General features: G+C 74.6%; 19 protein-coding genes. 15 read left to right on the forward strand and 4 right to left on the reverse strand.

Annotated elements, in window-relative coordinates; all coding sequences use genetic code 11:
- The first annotated feature begins 182 nt into the window (after nucleotides 1-182).
- The 14 genes from truD (at nucleotide 183) to ACFYT4_RS14845 (ending at nucleotide 14,661) form a co-directional block, all read left to right on the forward strand.
- Nucleotides 183-1,343 carry a tRNA pseudouridine(13) synthase TruD gene (truD, locus tag ACFYT4_RS14780; protein ID WP_389268252.1) on the forward strand — a complete coding sequence of 387 codons (1,161 nt, stop codon included), beginning with the start codon at nucleotides 183-185 and terminating at the stop codon, nucleotides 1,341-1,343.
- On the forward strand, nucleotides 1,340-2,710 hold the full coding sequence (locus ACFYT4_RS14785) for an aspartate aminotransferase family protein (protein ID WP_389268254.1): 1,371 nt from the start codon (nucleotides 1,340-1,342) through the stop codon (nucleotides 2,708-2,710). The genes truD and ACFYT4_RS14785 overlap by 4 nt, the downstream gene beginning before the upstream one ends.
- An 83-nt stretch (nucleotides 2,711-2,793) precedes the next feature.
- Nucleotides 2,794-3,537, forward strand: a complete 744-nt coding sequence (locus ACFYT4_RS14790; protein WP_389268256.1) for a class I SAM-dependent methyltransferase — start codon at nucleotides 2,794-2,796, stop codon at nucleotides 3,535-3,537.
- A gap of 39 nt (nucleotides 3,538-3,576) precedes the next feature.
- Nucleotides 3,577-5,082 (forward strand): hypothetical protein, encoded by a 1,506-nt coding sequence (locus tag ACFYT4_RS14795; RefSeq protein WP_389268258.1) that lies wholly within the window; start codon nucleotides 3,577-3,579, stop codon nucleotides 5,080-5,082.
- On the forward strand, nucleotides 5,079-5,744 hold the full coding sequence (locus tag ACFYT4_RS14800; protein WP_389268260.1) for a 2OG-Fe(II) oxygenase: 666 nt from the start codon (nucleotides 5,079-5,081) through the stop codon (nucleotides 5,742-5,744). The genes ACFYT4_RS14795 and ACFYT4_RS14800 overlap by 4 nt, the downstream gene beginning before the upstream one ends.
- Nucleotides 5,738-6,655 carry a class I SAM-dependent methyltransferase gene (locus ACFYT4_RS14805; RefSeq protein WP_389268262.1) on the forward strand — a complete coding sequence of 306 codons (918 nt, stop codon included), beginning with the start codon at nucleotides 5,738-5,740 and terminating at the stop codon, nucleotides 6,653-6,655. The genes ACFYT4_RS14800 and ACFYT4_RS14805 overlap by 7 nt, the downstream gene beginning before the upstream one ends.
- A 1-nt stretch (nucleotide 6,656) precedes the next feature.
- Nucleotides 6,657-8,039: a hypothetical protein gene (locus ACFYT4_RS14810; protein ID WP_389268264.1), complete on the forward strand. Its 1,383-nt coding sequence runs from the start codon at nucleotides 6,657-6,659 to the stop codon at nucleotides 8,037-8,039.
- Nucleotides 8,036-9,358 (forward strand): hypothetical protein, encoded by a 1,323-nt coding sequence (locus tag ACFYT4_RS14815; RefSeq protein WP_389268266.1) that lies wholly within the window; start codon nucleotides 8,036-8,038, stop codon nucleotides 9,356-9,358. The genes ACFYT4_RS14810 and ACFYT4_RS14815 overlap by 4 nt, the downstream gene beginning before the upstream one ends.
- Nucleotides 9,355-10,062 carry a hypothetical protein gene (locus ACFYT4_RS14820; RefSeq protein ID WP_389268268.1) on the forward strand — a complete coding sequence of 236 codons (708 nt, stop codon included), beginning with the start codon at nucleotides 9,355-9,357 and terminating at the stop codon, nucleotides 10,060-10,062. Before ACFYT4_RS14815 ends, ACFYT4_RS14820 begins: the two co-directional genes overlap by 4 nt.
- Before the next feature lie 322 nt (nucleotides 10,063-10,384).
- Entirely contained in the window at nucleotides 10,385-11,587 is a 1,203-nt protein-coding gene (locus tag ACFYT4_RS14825; RefSeq protein ID WP_389268270.1) for a hypothetical protein, read from the forward strand.
- 35 nt (nucleotides 11,588-11,622) lie between these two features.
- Nucleotides 11,623-12,486, forward strand: coding sequence for a tyrosine-protein phosphatase (locus tag ACFYT4_RS14830; RefSeq protein ID WP_389268272.1), 864 nt, complete (start codon nucleotides 11,623-11,625; stop codon nucleotides 12,484-12,486).
- Complete coding sequence (locus ACFYT4_RS14835) at nucleotides 12,483-13,535, forward strand: GNAT family N-acetyltransferase (protein WP_389268274.1); 1,053 nt, start codon at nucleotides 12,483-12,485, stop codon at nucleotides 13,533-13,535. Before ACFYT4_RS14830 ends, ACFYT4_RS14835 begins: the two co-directional genes overlap by 4 nt.
- Nucleotides 13,532-14,023: a hypothetical protein gene (locus tag ACFYT4_RS14840; protein ID WP_389268276.1), complete on the forward strand. Its 492-nt coding sequence runs from the start codon at nucleotides 13,532-13,534 to the stop codon at nucleotides 14,021-14,023. The genes ACFYT4_RS14835 and ACFYT4_RS14840 overlap by 4 nt, the downstream gene beginning before the upstream one ends.
- The gene (locus ACFYT4_RS14845; protein ID WP_389268278.1) at nucleotides 14,020-14,661 is read left to right on the forward strand and encodes a 2OG-Fe(II) oxygenase family protein; all 642 of its coding nucleotides are present in this window, start codon (nucleotides 14,020-14,022) and stop codon (nucleotides 14,659-14,661) included. Before ACFYT4_RS14840 ends, ACFYT4_RS14845 begins: the two co-directional genes overlap by 4 nt.
- A gap of 212 nt (nucleotides 14,662-14,873) precedes the next feature.
- Here the strand turns inward: ACFYT4_RS14845 and ACFYT4_RS14850 are convergent, their stop codons facing one another.
- Nucleotides 14,874-15,356 carry a nucleoside-diphosphate kinase gene (locus ACFYT4_RS14850; protein WP_389268280.1) on the reverse strand — a complete coding sequence of 161 codons (483 nt, stop codon included), beginning with the start codon at nucleotides 15,354-15,356 and terminating at the stop codon, nucleotides 14,874-14,876.
- Nucleotides 15,353-16,108: an IclR family transcriptional regulator gene (locus ACFYT4_RS14855; RefSeq protein WP_389268282.1), complete on the reverse strand. Its 756-nt coding sequence runs from the start codon at nucleotides 16,106-16,108 to the stop codon at nucleotides 15,353-15,355. Before ACFYT4_RS14855 ends, ACFYT4_RS14850 begins: the two co-directional genes overlap by 4 nt.
- A gap of 659 nt (nucleotides 16,109-16,767) precedes the next feature.
- Between ACFYT4_RS14855 and ACFYT4_RS14860 the strand changes: the two genes are divergently transcribed.
- Nucleotides 16,768-17,556: an IclR family transcriptional regulator gene (locus ACFYT4_RS14860; RefSeq protein ID WP_389268284.1), complete on the forward strand. Its 789-nt coding sequence runs from the start codon at nucleotides 16,768-16,770 to the stop codon at nucleotides 17,554-17,556.
- Nucleotides 17,557-17,679: 123 nt separating this feature from the next.
- On the opposite strand, the gene ACFYT4_RS14865 is transcribed toward ACFYT4_RS14860, so the two are convergent.
- A complete protein-coding gene (locus ACFYT4_RS14865; RefSeq protein WP_389268286.1) occupies nucleotides 17,680-18,225 on the reverse strand; it encodes a GrpB family protein in 546 nt (181 codons plus the stop codon).
- Nucleotides 18,226-18,400: 175 nt separating this feature from the next.
- Complete coding sequence (locus ACFYT4_RS14870) at nucleotides 18,401-19,840, reverse strand: aminobutyraldehyde dehydrogenase (RefSeq protein ID WP_389268288.1); 1,440 nt, start codon at nucleotides 19,838-19,840, stop codon at nucleotides 18,401-18,403.
- Nucleotides 19,841-20,203 lie beyond the last annotated feature (363 nt).

The raw sequence follows: 20,203 nt of genomic DNA on the forward strand, positions 1-20,203 counted from the left end.
GTACGGACACGGAAACGCCGAAGGCAGCGGGCAGCAGACACCAGGAGAAGCTGCTCCCCCAGTGCGGGGCGCACCCACCGGACCCGTGCCGGTGGCTGCCGCACGGGGAGCAGCCCACCACCGCCGAGGTATCCACCAGCCCTCCCGGCCGCCCGAGACCCCGGAGTGACCCACTGATGCGCATGCCGCTGCTCAAAGTCCGGCCAGAGGACTTCCGCGTCACGGAGAGCCTCGGGCTCGACACCACACCCCCCGATGCCTCGACCCACACCTATCTGCGCCTGTGGAAGAACGGCCTGACCACGCACGAGGCCCTGGCCGGGCTCGCCGCCGCGCTCGGCGTCGGCCCGCAGGACGTGGCGGCGGCGGGGCTGAAGGACGAGGACGGCATCACCGAGCAGTACGTCTCGGTGGAGGGGGTGCTCTCCCCGCCGGACGTCGAACGCGCCAACGACCACGGGCGGTCCGCCGCCGGCGACGTGCTCTGGCGGGTGACGGCACAGGGGACCGGGACGACGGGACTGCGGACCGGGGTCCTCGACGGCAACCACTTCCGGCTGGTCGTCCGCGGACTCGACGAGACGTCCGCCAAGGCCCTCGCCGAAGGACCGCAGCGGCACAACCACTTCTTCGTCAACTACTACGACACCCAGCGCTTCGGGGTCCCGGGCGGCCCCAAGCAGACCCATCTGATCGGCGGGGCGCTGCTCGACGGCGACGAGGAGGCGGCCTTCGGGCTGCTGCGCCGGTCCGGCTCGCCGGAGGGCGCGCGGGCGCTGCTGCACGAGGGGCCGCCCGGGGAGTTCTGGCGGCTGCTCGACCCGCGTATCCCCGTCTTCTACCGCTGCGCGCACGCCTCGTACGAGTGGAACGGCCATGTGCGGGCGATCCTCGCCGACGCGGCCCGGGGCGAGGTGACCCGGGCCGACCGCGACGGCATCCCCTACACCTTCGCCACCACCCGGGACGCCGTCCTCGCCCTGCTGGGGCGCCGCCCCGACCTCGACTACGTGCGCTACCGCTGGACGGACGGCGCCTGCGTCCGCAGCACGGCCGCCCGGCCGACCGTGCTCCAGACGCACATCTCGGTGCACGGCGTCGGGCCCGACTCCCTGCACCCCGGCCGCTTCGCCGCCACGATCTCGTTCTTCCTGCCGTCCGGCGGCTATGCGACGGCGGCGGTGCACCAGTGGTTCGTCCAGACCCTCGGCCTCCGCGACGAGGCCGCGCCCCGGGAGCCGGACGCCGCGTCCGGCGAGCCCGCGGGAGCTGCGCCGGACCGGCCCGGGGGCCCACCGGCGGGGGCGACGCCTCCCGCCGCGGTGGGCGGCGGGCGGGCATGAGCGGGACGGACCGGGACGGGCGTACGGGCCCGGGAGGCACGGCACGAGCCGTCCTGCGTCAACTGCGTGACCACCAGTCGCCCCGGTTGGCCCTCCTCTACGGCATGAACGGCGCGGGCGCTCTTGAGGCGGGCGGCGAGGGAGCCCGGGTGGAGCTGTCGGACGGGCGCACGGCGCTGGACTTCGGCAGCTACGCGGTCACCCTGCTCGGACGGCGGCACCCGGCCGTGCTCCGGGCGGTCGGCGGCGAACTCGACGCCATGGCCGTCTCCACCCGCGTCCTGGCCAACGCCACCACGGTCCGCTTCGCGGCCCAGCTCGCCGCGTACACCGATCCCGGCCGGCTGACCAAGGTCTGGCTGGGCCTCAACGGCTGCGACGCCGTCGAGGCCGCCCTCAAGCTCGCCCGCCTGGCCACCGGCCGGGGCCGTGTGATCGCCGTGGAAGGCGCCTACCACGGCAAGTCGCTGGGCGCCCTCGCCGCCACCTGGCACCCTCGCTACCGCGGGTCGCTCGAACCCCTCCTCGGCGGGGTGACGCACGTGCCCCCCGATCCCGCGGCCGTGCCCGGGGCGTTCGCGGACGGTGACGTCGCCGCGGTCATCGTCGAGCCGGTGCAGGGCGAGGGCGGGGTCCGGCCCCTGGAACCGGCCTTCCTCGGCGCCCTCGCGACCGAGGCACGGCGGCACGGCGCCTTCCTGATCGCCGACGAGATCCAGACAGGTCTGCGCCGGTGCGGGGAGCGGGCGCTGAGCACCGCACTCGGACTCGCGCCCGACGCCGTGCTGTTCGGCAAGGCCCTCGGCGGGGGCGTCCAGCCCCTGTCGGCCCTGGTGGCGACCGAGGAGCTGTACGCGCCCCTGGCCGACGACCCGTTCGTGCACTCCACGACGTTCTCGGGCCATCCGCTCGGCGCCGCGGCCGGGAGCGCCGCCCTGCGGGCCGTGGAGGACCTCGCCCCCCGGGGCCGGCGTCTGGCCGCCCTCCTGGCCGACGGCCTGGACCGCGTCCGGCACCGCCACCCGGACCTGGTGACCGCCGTACGCGGCCGGGGCCTGCTGTGGGGCGTGGAGTTCGGCCCGGCGGGGGCGGGCGGCGACGTCCTCCTGGAGCTGAGCCGGCGGGGACTCGTGGTCTCCCCGTGCCTGGGACAGCCGCGGGTGATCCGCCTGCTGCCGCCCCTCGTGGCCACCGACGAGCAGGTGGAGGAGGCCCTGGACATCCTGGACGCGACCTGCGCCGCCGTTCCCGGCGAATTCCGTTCCGGCGCGCGAAACGCCTCCGCCGGCGACCGGAACGGCGCGATAGGTTCCCCCCGGGAGGCGACGCCCCCGCCCGTGACGGCATCGTTGGCGGACCGGGGCTGAGCGACCGCCCCGGCACGGCCACGGCGCCGGGACACCCGGCCGCGGCCCGGCCGTCCCGGTGCGCGATGAGGAGTGGAAACACCATGGCTCGTCCCATGAGCTACGAGGACTTCGCGGTCCAGTACGACCAGGGCAGTGCGGACAACGTCTACAACACACTGCTCGACCGTCCCGCCGTCCAGAGCAAGTGCCCGCCGCTGGACGGCCGGCGGGTGCTGGAGGCCGGATGCGCCGGCGGACGCCTCACCCGGTGGCTCGTGGACCAGGGCGCCCGGGTCGTCGCGCTGGACGCGAGCCCCACGCTGGTGGAACTGGCCCGCGGGCGGCTGGGGGAGAGCGCCGAGGTGCGCGTGCACGACCTCCGGGAGCCGCTCGCGTTCCTGCCCGACGCGTCGGTCGACGTCGTGGTGTCCTCCCTGACCCTGCACTACCTGGAGGACTGGGCCGGGCCGCTGTCCGAGTTCCGGCGCGTCCTGGCGCCGGGAGGAACCGCCGTCCTGTCCACCCACCACCCCCTCAACGACTTCGAGATCTCGCCCAGCGGCGACTACTTCAGCGTGGAGGAACTGCGCGACGAGTGGCCGAGCTTCGGGCCCCCCACTCCGGTCGTCCGGTTCTTCCGGCGCCCGCTCGGCCGGATGATCGACGATGTGCACCGCGCCGGATTCGTTCTCCGCGAACTGTACGAGCCCCGGGCCGACCCGGCCCATCGGGAGCAGTTCGGAAAACGGTTCGAGAAGCTGTCACGCAAGCCGTGGTTCCTCGTGCTGGTCCTCGGTCACCCGGGAGACCGCGCCGAGGACGGGTTTGCCCACCCGGCCGGGTGACGCCACCACCCGGCTGACCACACCCCGAGGAGCAGCCGCGTGCCGAACACTCCATCCGCCACCGCCGCACAGGGCTTACGCCCCGACAGCCGGACCTCGCCCGACGGGCGGGCACCCTACTGGGACGTCCAGGGTGCGGAGGCGGTCCCGCGCCCCACGCTGACGATGGGCGGCTTCAAGCACCTGCTCGTGCCGTGCCTGGCCGCCGCCTGTCTCGCCGACCGGCCGTGGCGGATCGACAACGCCCCGCGCATCGAGGACCGCAGGGTGCTCTCGGCGACCCTGCGGCACCTCGGCGCCTCCGTCGTCGACGACGGGTCACGCGTCACCGTCGACGCCTCCGGGCTCGGCGGGACCCGGATCCCCGGCCACTGGAGCGCGGGCATCCACGGCGGGGTGTATCTGCTGCCGGCCCTGCTCGCGGCACGGGGCGAGGTCTCCTCCGGGGCCCACGGCGGGTGTGCCATCGGCGGTGGTGCGAGCGGCGCCCGGCCGCTGTCCCACATGGCCTCCGTCCTGGAGCGGTTCGGCGCCGACTGCGAGGCGGGCGCGGAGGGATTCAGGGCCACCGCCCCGCCCGGGGGGCTCCGGGGCACCCGGATCGACCTCGCGGACTACGCGGAGACCGAGCCCGGCACCGGCACGCTCACCGGCCCCCACTACTCCGGCGCGACCAAGACGGCCCTGCTGGCGGCGGTGACCGCGCGCGGGACCACCGTGCTGCGCGATCCCTATCCCAAGCCCGACGCCCTGGAACTCGCGCGTCTGCTGGGCGAGGCCGGGGCACGCATCGAGATCTCGGCGCGGCAGATCACCGTGGAAGGTCTCGGCGGCCCGCTGGGCGGCGCCGAGATCACCCTCCCCTCGGACCTGATGGAGGTCGTCACCTTCATCGCCTGGGCGGTCCATCTGCGCCGCGAGGCCGATCTGCGGCTGGAACGCCCCGACCTGGTCCGGTCGGGTCTCGCCCCGGAACTGGAGTGCCTGTCCACGATGGGCGTACCGCTGGACTGGGACGGGCCCCTGCTGCGCGTACGCCCGCCCGAACACCTCGGCTCCGCCCGGGTCCTCGCCAGCTCGCACCGTCTGTACAGCGACGCGGGCCCCCTGTTCGCCCTGATGCTGCTCGGAGCCGACGGGCCGTCCCGGCTGACGGACGGAGTGTGGACGGACCGTTTCCGCTACGCCGAGGGCCTGCGCGGCATGGGCGCCCGGCTCAGCCGGAAGGACAACGAACTCCACATCACCCCCGGCCCGCTGCGCGCCGCCCCCGGACCCCTGGTGGCCACTGATCTCCGGGCCGCCGCCACACTGCTCCTCGCCGCGCTGGGCACGGGCGTGCCCCACCGGCTCTACGGCGTGGGACACCTGGCCCGCGGATACGAGGACCTGCCGGCGAAGCTGGCCGCCACCGGGGCACACATCGACGTGCCGTCCGGGACGGGCGAACCGGCCGGGACGGACGGCATCCGGCCGGACGGCACGGAGACGGACGGCACGGGGACGGAGCGCACCGGCGCGGACGGGACGGGAGAAGCCGCATGACGACCACCTCGGCACTCGACTGGGAGGCCATCGCCCGCACGACCATGGCCGACGACCCCTTCGCCTGGGGCCTGGTGGGCGACTCGGTGCCGGGGGCCGCCACCAGGCGCGCCCTCGCGGCGGAGTTCCCCTCCGAGGGATTCACGCTCACCGAACGGGCCCAGGGCACCGGCGCGGGCAAGGGCTACCGCACCTGGAACCTCTCCCTCGTCCAGGACGCCGTCCTCGTACCGGACGGCATGCGCCGGCTCACCCCCCTGTGGCACGCCCTCGTCGAATCCCTGCTCGACGAGCCCTATCGCTCGGCGGTCGCCGAGGCGACGGGCCAGGATCTCGCCGGCTGCGCCCTGGAGGTGCGGGCCGTGCGCTACGGCCCCGGATCGTGGATCGACCCCCACACCGACCGCGCCGACAAGGTCGTCACCCAGACCTGGTACTTCAACGACGGCTGGCGCCCGGACTGGAGCGGAGCCCTGCGCATCCTGCGCTCCCCGTCCGAGGACGACGTCGCCGCCGAGGTCCTGCCGGGGCTGACCGACTCGGTCCTGCTGGTCCCCTCGCCCCACTCCTGGCACACGGTGATGCCGGTGACCGACCGGGCGGAACAGCACCGGCACGTCCTGCTGGTGCACTTCGTCTCGAAGGAGCGCTCGGCATGGTGATTCCGGTACCGGGTCCGCCCGGCGGAGACCAGACGCAGGTGCAGTACCGCTACCACCGCGACCTCTTCCCGGCCCTGCACGACTGGGAGCGGACCGAACGCTCCATCGTCGAGTTCACCGGGGAGAGCGGACCGCGCGGCCTGCTGGGCCTCGACCAGATGGGCCACTTCGGCCCGCAGGGGTGCGACCTCGTCACCGGCGCGGTCCGCGAGGTCTTCGGCCGTGCGGGCGCCCCGCAGCCGACGCTGACCCTGTGCGAGCTGGGGAGCGGCTTCGGCGGCGCACTGCGCCACATGGCGCACGCACTGGCCGCCGACGGACCCGGCGTGGCCCGGATGTACGGCGTCGACCTGGTGCCGGAGCACTGCGCCGTCAGCCGGCGCATCAGCACCGCGCAGGGGCGCTCGGACGTGACCGAGATATGCGCCGACGCCACGGATGTGCCCCTGCCCGACGCCGCGCTCGACGCCGTGGTCGTGACCGGTTCCATGCCGCACTTCCCCCGGCCCGGCGCGGTGCTGCGCGAGGCCGCCCGGCTGTTGCGCCCCGGCGGCCTGCTCGTCGCCACCGAGGAGGTGAGCCTGGCGCCCCAGGGCGGCGGCCCGTCGGGCGCCTTCCACGAGGTGCACCCCCCGGACGTCTTCTTCGTCACCTCCCTCCCGGACCGGCTGCGCCAGCTCCGGGAGGCGGGCCTGACCGGCGTGGTGCGCCGGGATCTGCGCGACTGGGCCGTCGCCCTGCTGGCCGACCGGCTGAAGGTCGTACGCCTCTTCCGGGGCAGCGTCGTCGGCATCTACGGCGAGGAACCGGTGGACCTCATCGAGCGCACGCTCACCACGGCGCGGGACGAGTACCTGGCGGGGCGCCTGCTGCCGACGCTGCTCACCGCCCGGCGCGCGGAGGCGTCCTGAGATGGCACCCCCGCCGCCCGCCCCCCGTACCGTCATAGCCGACTGGGGGCCGGTCACCTGGTCCTACACCGCCGAGAGCGGCATCGGGAACACCACGCCGGACACCACCGCGAGCGACCCGCCCGGCGACCCGGCGGACAGTACCGCGTACGAGACCGCGGACGGGACCGGACGCGGCACCGGGCACGGCTTCGCGGACGGCACGGCGGCGGACGCCGGGGACGACACCGAGTCCGTGGCCGTCGCGGCCCATCTCGTGACCTCCCGGCCGTCCCCCTGGCCCCAGCCCGACCGGGTGCCGCTCGACATCCGCTCCACGGCGCACACCACCGCCCTGGAGCGGCTGGAGCGCATCGCGTCGGGCCCACCGGGGAGGCTGCGGGAGGAGTACTACCGCCCCGCGCCGGACGGTTCCTGGGTACGCGCCCCCCACCGCCCGCCCGACGCGGCGGAACCCGGGCTGCCACGGCACGCCCTGGTCCGGGGCGACGGACGGTGGTCGATCCTGCACGAGGACGGCACCGGGCCGGCGGAGCGCGCCAGGACCGGTCAGATCCTGCTGCGCGCCCTGGTGGCGGCCGAACTCGCGGCCCGGGGCGGGATGACCGTGCACGCGTCCGCCGCGACGGACCGCACCGGACGGGCCGTGCTGTTCCTGGGGGACTCCGGGGCCGGCAAGAGCACGCTCGCCCTGCAACTCGCCCGTACGGAAGGCCGCTTCCTCAGCGGCGACCGGACCGTACTCGTCCCCGGACCCGGCGGTTGGTGGGCCGTGGGCGCCGGACTGCTGCCGAGGTTCCGCTGGGGCACGCTGGAGGGCCTCGGCCTGGCCGGGCGGGTGCGCGGCGCGGCGCTGCTGCGGCACGGCGGCGCGTCCCGCCGGGTGGCCGATCTGCCCGAGATGCCGTCCAAGGTGGTCTTCACCCCCGGTGAGGCCGAACGCGTCCTGGGTGTGCGCACGGCCGACTGCGCCCCGCTGGGGCGCCTGGTACTGGTGTCCGGGACCGGGCGCGACGGGCCCTCGGCACACGGGATCACCCGGCGGCACGCGGTCGCGGCCGTGCGGAGGCAGATACTTCCGTCCGACGCGGGATGCCTGGAACGGCCGTCCCGTGACACACCCCTTCACGACCGGCCCGCGCACGACCGCGCGTCCCGCGAACACCCGGCGCGCGACCACCCCGTGGCCGGTCCGCGGGTGCCCGGCCACTCCTCCCGGGAGCGTGCCCTGCGTACGGTGGACATCGCCCGCCTGGTGCGCGAGGCGCCCTGTGCGGGCCTGGCGTGGGACCCCCTCAGGCATCCCGCCGACGAGGCCCTCGCCGTCTGCCTGCCGGCCCGGCCCGGCGCGACCGCCGCCGACCGCCCGGCCCGGGCGACATGACGGGGCTCGCGGGGCCGCCCGGACTGCTCCTCGGAGCGCTCCTCCAGAGCGCCTCGTGCGCGGCGGCCGTCCTGCTGCCGGTGCGCTCGGCCCTCCCGGTCCTGTGCTGGCTGGGCGGCTGCTGGCTGCTGTACCGGGCCGGGGCCGCGCTGCGCGGGGCCGCGGAAGCCCCCACGGCCGCCGCGTGGGACCGGGCGGCCCGCACCCGGCTGCTGCGGTCCGTGCACCGCCTGGCGGGCTCCGGACACCACCACGCGTGGACGCGGCTGCAACCGCATCTGTACGCGGCGGCCGGCGTCGCCATCCGCTGGGAACCCAAACCCGGTCTGGCCGCCGTCCGCCTCACCGACCTCGCCGCCCGCGCGCTGACCGTCGCCGGACTGTGCGCCGCCCTCGCCGTCACCGCCCCCGCGACGGCACCGGCCAGCGCCCTCGCTCCCGGTCTCTGCGCTCTCGGCGCGCTCGGTCTGGCGCTCCGGCCGCGGGGTCCGGGCACACGGGGCACCGGCCGCGCGGGCTGGTCGGCGCGCCGCCGCGAGAGCCGTGTGGTCGCCGTGCTCGCGGGTGCCCTGGCCGCGGGTGCCGCCCTCGCCCCCGCGCTCGCCGCGGCCGACCGGCCGGACGCGCCGGCGGGCCCGCTCCTCGCCGCGGTCGCGCTCGTCCCGTCCGTGTACCGGCTGGGGCGGGTGGATCTGTCGGCCGTACGGCACCGGCGACTGACACAACGTCACCTGTCGGCGGTCGAGCGCGCGGCGGCCCGGACCCCGGAACCGGCGGACACCCCGCACGGCGGTCCGGTGGCCGTGCCCGCGCGGCCCGGCCGGCTCGGCTTCACCGATCTGGCCGAGAACATCCACCTCGGCGCCCTGGCCGGGGACGATCCGCTGCCCGGAGCGCTCCCCCATACGGTGCGGCTGTGCGGGCTGGAGGAGCTGGCGCGCACCCTGCCCCACGGCTGGCGGACCGTGCTGTCCGCGGAGTTCTCCGGCGGGGTCGACCTGGACGAGGCGGACTGGCGGCGGATCGGCGCGGCCAGGGTCAGTGCCCGTATCGAGGCGGGGGCCACCACGGTACGGCTGACGGCGGAGCCCGACCCCCTGCTCGCCGCGGTCCTCGCCGACTGGAACTCCCGTACCGGCGTGCGGGTCCTGCCCCCTCCCCGCACGGAACAACTCGACGACACCACAGGCTCCGAGGACACCACCGCGGAGCCGGCCGGACCACCGCGGTTCGACGCACCGGCGGGACGGCACGGGGCGGCACACCTCACGGACACCCGGCCGACCGGGAACGAACGACTCGACGAGACCACACGGTGAGCCGGGAACACCTCACCGTCGTGGCGGCCGCCCTGCTGGGCGCCGCCGCGGCCCTGCTGGGGCCCGCCACCGGGGCGGTGGTGCGGGCCGCCGGGACGGGCGCGCCCACGGCCCTTCCGCTGCTCGGCCTCGCCGGGGCGCTGTGCTGCGCCGCCGGTGCGGACCGCTGGGCGGGCGGGGCGGACCGGCGGGCACGGGCACCCGGGCACCCGGGCGCCGCGCGGCTGTCGCCGACGGTCCGCCATGTCGCCGACCGCTGCGCGCGATCGGCCGTGCTCCTCGCGGTCCACCCCGTGCTGGCCCTCGCCGTGCTGCCCCTGTGCCGTACCGTCGCGGCCACCCCGGTACCGGCACTGAGCGGACCGGACGCCGACGCGGCCCGGGCGCTGCGCCGTATCGTCCGCACCGCGACCGAGCAGGACGCCCGGGACACCGGCTCCGCCGCGCCGCCGACCCGGCTTCTGCTGCGCCACCACACACGGTTCTCCGCGCGGGTCGCGCGCGCCACGGAGCACTCCGCCCGCCGGGCCGCGCTGGCGGGGCTGCGCGGCCGTCTGCCGCTGCTCTACGCCCTGGTGCTCGCGGCCCCGGGGACGGCTCTCGCCGGCGAGGGGACGGCCGGCCCCGCGGGTACCGCGACGGCCCTCTGCGTCTTCCTCACCGTCGTCACCACACCCCTGACCGGAGGCACCCGGCACGGGTGACACCGCCGTCGCCCCACCACACACCCGGGAGCACGAGGCCGTACGCCCCGAAGCCACCCCCTGTCCGCGGCGGCGCCGGGCCCGCTCCCGCCCCCCACACGGTGCGTACTCCACCGGCGGCCTGCCGTTCCACCCGGCGGCCTCACGTTCCGCCCCGCGGAACCACACGCGCCACGGACCAATCGCCGTTCCATTGTGAGGGAAAGCCACTACCCCAGCGCTTTCCGGCCGGTCAGGATCACAGCGTCCGGTCCGCGCCCCACCGGGCCACCACCACGGCGGCCGGTCCCGCGGGACCCACGCCCCTGGACGAAGGAGGCCCATGGCCGTCGCCCCCGTATCACCAGAGACCGGCCACCACCCGCCCCCGCCGTACGCGGCCGGGACGGAGACGTTCGGGCTCGCCCTTCCGCCCGCCGAGCTGACCGTCCACAGCGAGCTGCCCGGGCTCAGGGAAGCGGTCACCGCCCTGGTCCACCCGCTGTTCGAGGTGACCGGCACCGTGTCCCCCGCGGCATCGCTCCTGCGGGTCGTGCCACGCGCCGGCCGGACGCTTCCGGGGGAGCAGGAACTGCTCACGGCACCGCAGCTGCTGCTGCACCCGGACGGCCCCCGGCTGGCCGTCCTGGAGAGCTCCCACGACCGGACCGTGGTCGTGCGCCACGGCGAGGAGGACAGCGCGCCCCTCGTCATCACCGCCCGGCCCGGCGCCCGGGAACTGACCATCGAGGTGCCCGACAGCCGTGCGCCGTCCGTACGGGCCGTGGTCCGGCTGCTCGGCTCCCTCCTCGGCACCCAGCTCATCCGCCGCGGCGCCGTGTTCCTGCACGGATCGGCGGTCGCCGCCGACGGCGCCTCGGTCGTCATGCTCGGCCCCAAGCACCGGGGGAAGTCGTCGCTGGCCTTCCTCGCCGTGACCCTGTGCGGAGCGGACTTCGTGTCCGACGACACCCTCGTCGTCTGGGCGGCGCACACGGCGGCCCCACCCGTGCTCCGGGGCTGGCCCAAGCGGGTGGGCATCGGCACGGCCCTGCTCGTCGGCCACCCCGCCCGCGGCGCCTTCGAGCGCGCACGGCTGCGCCGCCGCAGGCAGGGAGACCTCCACGCCACGCGGGACGCGGCCTGGAGCACCGGGCCCGAGGGCAGAAAGCGGCTCTTCACGGACCTGGACGAGTTCACCGCGCTGACCGGGGCCGCGATAGCCACCGACACCCGGCCCGCGGGCATCGTCCTGCCCCGGGCGGACCGGGACCGGCGCGGATGGCGCATAGAGCCCGTCACCGACCGCGCGGCGGCCCTCCGCGACTCGGTCCTCGCCGGGGGCGACCTGCGGAACTACAGCGACTATCTGAGCCTGCTGCCGGGCCCCCGCCCCGAACCCGACGTCCGCGCGACCGTGTTCGACGCGCTGTACGACCTGCCGTGTGTGACGGTGGACTACGGGCCGGACGCCAACGCGGACTTCCCCCGGTTCTGGGGCGAGGTCACCGCCGCGCTCGCCCTGTCCGGCCCGGAAGGGCGGTGAACCCCGTGCCGCACACCCCGGGAGTCAACCACCGTATGCCGCGCGCGACCGGCCTGCGGCCCGGCATCGCGCACCGGAGCGGTGATGTCACGGCGTTCACGGCCGAGGAGGCCGGTGCGCTCGTCGAACGGCACGGTCTCGCGACGGTGGTGGACCTCCGATCCGCCCCGGAGGTGGAACGCTACGGACCGCCGAGCGGCCTCCTGGCGCACCGGGTGCGCTGGCTGCGCGTACCGCTGACGGGCTACCCGCGCGACACCATCGCGGCCCGCCGGCCCGATGCCGCGGACCGCGCGCGCTATCTGCACGGCATCCTGACCGACTCCGTCCCCGGCAGCTGGCCCCGGCTCTTCCGGGCGCTCGCGGCGGTGGCCGACCGCCCGTTCCTGATCACCTGTCATTTCGGGAAGGACCGCACGGGGGTGGTGACGGCGGCCCTGCTGTCGCTGGTCGGCGCGCCCGCGCACGAGATCGCCGCCGACTACGCCGCCGGTACCGCGGATCTGCTGGCCGCGGCCGACCGGTTCCGGGACAAGTGGCTGCGCCGCGGTCACACCCGTGAGGACTATCTGTCCCGGCTGCGCACCTCACCGGTGACGATGGAGCGCTGGCTCGCCGAGGTGGACGCCCGGCACGGCGGCATCGGGCCGGCGCTCGCGGGGGTGGGGGTGGCGCGCGACGACGTGGCACGCGTACGCGCCCTGCTGTCCGTCCCCGCCTCCCGCGGCCTGTCCGTCCCGCCGGCCCCGCCCGAGCACGTCCGGCGCGAGCCCGTCCCGCCCGAGCCCGTGATGCCCGAGCCCTCCGCCCGGTCCGCTCCGGGGGGCCGGGCGGCACCACCCGCGGGCCCCTCCGGCGATCGGGCGGCCCCCGGCGGCACCGCAGGGACCCTCCGGTGAGCGGGTACGCGAAGCCGGACGGAGTCCACGTCCGTACCCCCGTGCCCACCGGGCTGTGGGAGGAGGTGTGCGACGCGGCGGGACAGGACGTTCTGCCGAGCCAGACACCGGGGTGGCGGGACGCCTTGTGCGCGCACGGGTGGCAGGACGCGAGCCGTCTGCACACCTGGCGGGACGGCACCCGGATCCTGGTGCCGCTGGCGCGTACCGGCACCGGCGCGGGTACCGAATACGCCTCGTGGCCGGCGGGCTGGGGGATCGGCGGGGTGATCGTGCCACCGGACGGCCTCACACCCGAACGCGCGCGCACGGTGCTGCGCGATCTGATGTCGCTGCCCGCGCGGCGGATCTATCTGCGTCCGCACCCGGGGTCGACGGCCCTGTGGGAGGGACTCGTCCCCCCGGGAACCCACCGCAATCCCCGGCTCACCCAGATCCTGGACCTCGACGGGGGCCTCGACCACATCTGGCGCCACCGCTTCCACCGCAATGTGCGCAACGCGGTCCGGCGCGCCGAACGCGCGGGACTGACGGTCGAACAGGACGGTACGGGACGGCTGTGCCCGGAGTTCTACCGGCTCTACGAGCTGTCGATCGAGCGCTGGGCCGAGCAGTCGGACGAGCCGGACGCGCAGGTGCGGCGGCGGGTACGGGAGAAGAACCCGCCGAGCAAGTTCGCCGCCGTGGCCCGGCACCTGGGCCCGGACTGCCGTGTCTGGCTGGCGCGCCACGAGGGGGAGCCCGTCGCCGCGCTGCTCGCCCTGCACCGGGGGCCGCAGGTCGTCTACTGGCAGGCCGCCATGGACAAGGCGGTGGCGGCCCGGACCAAGGCCGCCACCTACCTGCTGTACCTGCTGATCGAGGACGCCTGCGCACGGGGCGCCCGGACGCTCCACATGGGAGACACCTACCCCGGCACATCGGTGACGGCGTTCAAGGCGGCCTTCGGCCCGGACGCGTACGACACGGCCGGTTACTGGCTCCCCGGTTCCGTCGGCAGCCCGGCCGACGCCGGTTCACAGCGGAAGGAAGGCATAGCCACGCCATGAAGGACCGCCACTGGAGGACCCGCTACCGGGTCGGTGACGCCGAGGTCTGGGGCACCTCGCTGGACAGCGCGGAGCGCCGTCTGCGCGCGCCCCACGCCGAACCGGCCGACTTCGGCCTCTATCTCGACGAACGCTGGCGCGGTGAAACGGACGCCCGCACCCCGTACTTCGTGTTCTGGCCCACGCTTGAGGCCCCGGTGGAGTCGTCACTGCTGATCACCCTCGTCAAGGAGCTGGCCGTCGAGCTGAGGAACGGCGCCACGGTCGAAGTGGCCTGCTTCGGCGGACACGGACGCACGGGGGCCGCCCTGGCCTGTCTGGACATCGTGCTGGGCGAGGTGACGGCCGAGGACGCGGTGGCCCGGATCCGCCGCGAGTACTGCCGGTTCGCGGTCGGGTCCGCCGAGCTGGAACGGTTCGTCCTCGACGCCGAGAAGTCCCTGCTGCCCGGCACCCGCGACCCGCTGCACGCGACGGAGGCCCCGTGAGCACCTCCATGGTGTCCCTCGACCGCACCACGGTCGAGGACGACCCGTTCCGCTGGTACCACGTCACCGACACCTTCCGCCCCGAGGAGGCCGCCGCGCTGCGGGAGACGTTCCCGAGCGAGGGCTTCCGCATGGTCACCCGTACGGGCATGGACAAGTCGTACGCGATGCACCACCGGCTGCTCCATCCCCTCGACGGCACCGACGGGGTCACCTCACTCCCCGGACCGTGGCGGGACTTCGTCGCGGAGGTGACCGCCCCCGGCTACCGGGAGGCGGTGGCCGCGCTGACCGGTCTGCCTCTGGACGAGGCGCACGTGGAGGTCAATCTCTGGCGCTACGGGCGCAGTTGCTGGCTCGACCCGCATGTGGACAAGCCGGAGAAGCTGGTCACCCATGTGCTCTACTTCAACGCGTCGTGGCCCGAGGACCGGGGCGGTGATCTGCTGCTCCTCGGCTCCTCGTCGGTGGACGACGTGGTCCGGCGTGTCGTCCCGGCGGCCAACACCGGGGTCCTCCTGGTGCGGGGCGACCAGAGCTGGCACGCCGTGGACCGCGTACGCGACTGCGAGTCCGGGCTGGAGCGGCTGTCCGCCCAGGTGGTCTTCCACCAGGGCGGTCTGACGACCGGCAACTGACGGCGCCCGCCGGCCGGGCGGTCCGCGGCCCGGACCGTCTGTGCCCGGTACGCGGATCCGGGGAGGCCGCGGCTCCGCCCGGGCGGCGGGCGGGGCCGGACGGGCCGGGGACCCGCGACTCCCCACAGGCCCCGGGCCACGCGCGCCGAGAGAGCCCCACAGACCCCGCGGGCGCCGGGGCCCGCGGGCCGTCCCACCGCTCGCGGATCCCCTCAGTCCTCCCGCCGTTCGCGCCCCACGAGCGGACCGAACACCGCCCGTTCGTGGTCCCGCTCACCGGTCGTCTCCGGACAGTGGGCGACATTGCGGCGGGCGTCGGTGCCGAACCGGCGGCGGATGTCCTTCTTGACCCGGCGCGCCCGGCGCAGCGCGTCGTCGCCCACGACGGCCAGGAGGAGCATGGGTCCCTCGCACAGATACGCCAGCGTCAGCCGCCCGTCCGGCTCGTTCAGCTTCTCCGGGTACCAGCGCTCCGCCTGACGGCGGGTCAGCCGGAGTCGGCCGACGATCTCGACCGCCAGCCCCTCCTGCCGCAGAGCGCGGATCACCTCGGACGCCAGCCCCCGGCTCACCCCGTCGGGTTTGACGAGCACATGGGTGTCCCGCGCCATGTCGCACGGCGCGGGACGGTCCTCCCGGACCGCCCGGCGCCGGACGACGGACAGCAGCCATCCGCGTACGTGCCGGGGCGTCACAGCGCGGGCACCATCCCGGGGGCACCCCTGAGATCGCGCGACAGCTCCGCGCCGGCCGCCCGCAGGGGCGAGGCCGTTCTGAGCAGGTGCAGCCGGTCCTGACTGCCGGCGACGGCCAGCGCGGCGACGGGGGAGTCGGTCGCGTCCAGTACGGGTACGGCGACGGCGACGGCCTCCAGCCCGCAGTGGGCGACGGCGAATCCCTGCTCCGCCACCCGGCCCAGTTCCTCGGGCGCCAGTCTGCGCACGGCCCGGTGCGCGCGGTATCTCCTGCCGCGGTCGGGGCCGACGGGGTCCGTCCTCGCCCGGTGCGCGCGGAACACCTGCGCCACCGCGGAGGCGGAGGCCTCGCTCTCGGCCGGCAGATACGCGGCCGCGCGGGGTCCGCGTCCGCTACGGCTGTCGGCCATCGCCCCGTCGAGGCCGTCCGAGAGATACAGGAACACCGTCTGCCGGGTGAGGTCGTGCATCCGGTTCAGATGCGGGAGTGCCAGTTCGCGCACGATCCGCTGGCGTGGCACCCGTGTCCCGAGGGCGAAGAGGTTGAGCCCGAGACGCAGACCCCGCTCGGCGCGCTCCAGCATGCCCGCGTCGACCAGTTCCGATATCAGCCGGTGGGCCGTCGCCTTGGGCAGAGCGGTCCTGCGCGCTATCTCGGAGAGGGTCAGTTCCGACTCGCCCGGGCGGAAGGAGTGCAGAATGGAGAGCCCTCGGGCGAGCATGGACCGTACCGGCTGAGTCGGGCTCGTCACGCGAGAGTCCTTCCGGCGGCACCGGTTCTGCCCGCCGGGTGTGATCCGGGAAATAAGGTCTTTGCGGTCTCCAGATGATTCGCCATTCCCGATCCCCTCGTCATGTGTCGAACTGAATCTCATATTCCGCACATCGCGGAGGATTCAGTGATCTTCGACATCCTGTCGGCAGTGGCCAAGAAGCTGTGCGTATCACAGTGTTGGCATCCTTCGAGATCCTACTCAACAAGCTTTCCAGTGAACGGAAAAGTGCAAGTTTGTTCTAGGGGTGCAAGGCGACTCGCCGACATGGCGGGATTTCGCCCGTCGGTTCTCGAATTCCGGCGGGGTCTTCACCGGCGATCGTGCATCCGCTTTCGGTCGGGGAGTCGGATCGTCCACGGGAATACATGATCGCGGCCGGGTCCCCGTGAGCTCCCATGAGCGCTGTGGTGCGCCCCTGTGATCCCCCGGGTGATTCTTTACTCCCCGCGGGTCGGAGTGTCATCGTTGGGCCCACTGACGCGAAAGAGCGCTAAGCGCGTATATTTGCAAAATATTGCCGAGTCGCTGTCTTTCCGGGGTGCGGGGGTTTGGTCATGGGGTGAGCCGGCATGAGGCGGTAGTCATCTGACCCCCGTGTGCACGTATATGTGTGCCAATGAAGGGAAAATGACGAAATGTCCATTCAGCCCGGCCGCCCCAAGCGCTCGGCGGTCGACCGTACGTTCAGCGTCCTCAGCGCCTTCGACCAGCGCAATCAGGTGCTGACGCTCAGCGACATCAGCCGACGGTCCGGCCTCCCGGTGGCGACGGTCCACCGCATCGTGGCCAAACTGCACAGCAGGGGAGCCCTGGAGCGCGCTGCCACGGGGGAGTACAGCATCGGGCTGCGGCTGTGGGAGATAGGCACCCTCGCTCCGCGGGGATCCGTGCTGAGGGAGGCCGCCCTGCCCCATCTGATGACCTTCCGCACCCAGGCCACCGCCACGGTGATCCTGGCGGTCCGCGACGGCACCGAGACCTTCTGCCTGGAGATGATCTCCGACGGCCGCGGGCACCGCCCGCCACTGGCGGCTCCGGGGGGTCGGGCGCCCCTGCACACCAACGCGCCCGGACTCGTCCTGCTCGCCCACGCCGGCCCCGCCGACCGGGAAGAGGTCTGCTCGCTGCTGCTGCGGCCCACCCGCCGACGGGACGGTGTCACGTACCCCGCGCTGCGGGGTGTGCTCGGCCAGGTCAGAAGACAGGGGTACGCGGTGACCGGACATCAGGAACCCGGGCGGACCGCCCTCCTGGCCGCACCGGTCAGGGCCGCGGGCGGCATGGTCGTCGCCGCTCTCGGCGCGGTGAGGGACAGCGGTCCGGAGGACCGCCCCGAGCTGCTGCCGCTGGTCCTGGCCACGGCCGACGCCATCTCCGAACAACTCGCCGCGTCCACCCGCGGATCCCTGGACACCGCCATCTGACGCTCCGGCGGCGGTCGCCGGGACTCCCGCCGCACCGCCGCGTGCCACCGCAGGAGTTCGCGGGGCCCGCGCCTGCCGTGGTCACGGCCCCGCGACTGCCCCGATCACCGGCCGGGTCCCGGCTCAGGCGTCACTGGACCCCGGTGTCCAGCCGGTGTCCCGGGCCCAGGCGTCGGCGCGCCGGACGACGTCCCACACGAAGGACTCCTTCGCCTCCGCGTAGCCGCGCCGGTCCGCCGCGAACACCGCCGCGTACCGCCGCTTGACCGCCGCGTACTCCTCGGCGGCGGCCGGATGACACCGGAGGAAGTCCCGGAACAGCAGGGGGAACTGCTGGGAGAAGCTGCCGAGTTCCCGTACGTGCACATGGGTACGGCTGTGGCCCGGGGCCTCCCGGAAGTAGCGCTTGGTCCGCTCGGGGTTGTCGGCGCGGTACACGTAGCCGATGTCCTCCAGGGGCTTCCGGAAGGCTTCCAGGGGGTCGAACGACCGCACCGAGACCTGTACGTCGATCACCGGCTTGGCGGCCAGTCCCGGAACCGACGTCGAGCCGATGTGGTCGATCCGCACCGCGGTGTCGCCGAGCGCCTCCCGCAGGGCCGCTCCCAGCCCGGCGAACGCCGTCGGCCAGGAGGGCCGGTAGTCCACGATCTCCACGGGTTCCGCCATGCCCTCATTGTTCCAGGCGCGGGCGGGGGCGCACGGCACGGCGCGTGCCCGCGGGAGCGCGCTCCACGGTGGTACGGGCACGGTGGCGGGAGCGCGGTGGCGGGCCGTGGTGCGGCCCGCCGCCGCGGACGGGATCAGGGGCGTCCCCTGCTCCCGGGGCGCATGAGCGTCCCCGTCAGTGGGCGGACATCACATGTTTGATCCGGGTGTAGTCCTCCAGCGCGTACGCCGAGAGATCCTTGCCGTATCCGGAGTGCTTGAAGCCGCCGTGCGGCATCTCCGCCACCACCGGGATATGGGCGTTGATCCACACGCAGCCCGTCTCCAGCCCCGAGGCGAACCGCAGGGCCCTGGAGTGGTCGCGGGTCCACACGCTGGCGGCCAGGCCCTGGCGTACGTCGTTGGCCAGGGCCAGGGCCTCGTCCTCCGAGGCGAACTCCTGCACGGTGACGACCGGGCCGAACACCTCCTCCTGGACGATCTCGTCCCGCTGGCGCACATCCGCGACGACGGTGGGCGGGTAGAAGAAGCCCTCCCTGCCCTCGACCCGCCGCCCGCCGGTGATCACCCGCGCCCACGGCGGGAGGCGGTCCACGAATCCGGCGACCCGGTCGAGGTGCCCGGCGCTGATGAGCGGGCCGAGATCGGCGTCCTCACCGGGTCCGCCGACCCGGAGCGACGCGGCCTTCGAGGCCAGCGCCTCGGTCAGCTCCGCGCGGATCCGGCGGTCGGCGAGCACCCTGGCCGCCGCGATGCAGTCCTGGCCCGCGTTGAAGTACCCGGCCGCCACGATGTCCGAGGCGGCCCGCTCCACATCCGCGTCATGGCAGACCACGACCGGCGCGTTGCCCCCCAGTTCCAGGTGCAGGCGCTTGAGATCGTCGCTCGCCGACCGCGCCACCTCCCGGCCGCCGCGCGTGCTGCCGGTGAAGGAGACCAGGGCGACGGCGGGGTGCCGGACCAGCTCCCGGCCGGTGTCACGGTCCCCGCAGACCACGTTGAGGGCCCCGGGGGGCAGGAAGGGGGCCGCGATCTCCGCCAGCAGCAGCGTGCTGAGCGGGGTCTGCTCGGCGGGCTTGAGAACCACCGTGTTGCCGGCCGCGAGCGCCGGCGCGATCTTCCAGACCGCCATCATGAACGGATAGTTCCACGGCGTGATCTGCGCGCACACCCCCACCGGCTCCCGGCGGATCACGGAGGTGTGGCCGGGCAGGTACTCACCGGCCGCGACGCCCGCCGGCACCCGGGCCGCGCCCGCGAAGAACCGCAGCTGGTCGATGGACGGAGCCAGTTCCTCCTCGGCCATCGCCCGGGGCGGCTTGCCCGTGTTCAGGCACTCCAGCGCCACGATTTCGCCGGCGCGCTCCTCCAGGGCGTCGGCGATGCGCAGCAGCGCGCGACCCCGGTCGCCCGGGGTGGTCAGGCGCCAGGTCTCCAGAGCGCGCCCGGCCGCCCGGCACGCCCGCTCGACGTCCTCGGCCCCCGACACCGGAGCCTCGCCGAAGCTCTTCCCGGTGCTCGGGTCGACGAGGTCCGCGACCCGGCCGTCGGCGGGCGGGACGCGGGTCCCCCCGATGAGGTTCTCCCGTCGCGCCGCGGCTTCCGCCTCACTCATCTCTCTCCCCTCCCGTGGTTGTCCTGGGTGGTGCCCCGTGCGGCCGGGGGCCGCACGGCCGCCTCGCCGGCCCTCCCCGGTGGAAGGAGCCGCCTCCGGTTTGCGGGAGCAAGCGGCCTCGCGGTTCTCGCGTACCGGCGGATTCCGGCCGGACGGCCCGGTGCGGCACATCCGGGAACCGCGTTTCCGTCATCCGTCGTGACGGAGGAATATCGTGGCTCTCGAAAGACATCTGCAGGCTTCCGCGTGTCATTTACCGCCGGACTCGGCGGGACCGCGGAGCGCTCCCGGGAATGCGGGCCGTACTGCTTCTCCCTTCAGGTCGATGCCACAGGCAACTTCCTTCCGGTGTACTCCTCCTCG

Origin of the sequence: Streptomyces sp. NPDC004609 (assembly GCF_042873655.1) — a bacterium.
GTDB lineage: Bacteria > Actinomycetota > Actinomycetes > Streptomycetales > Streptomycetaceae > Streptomyces.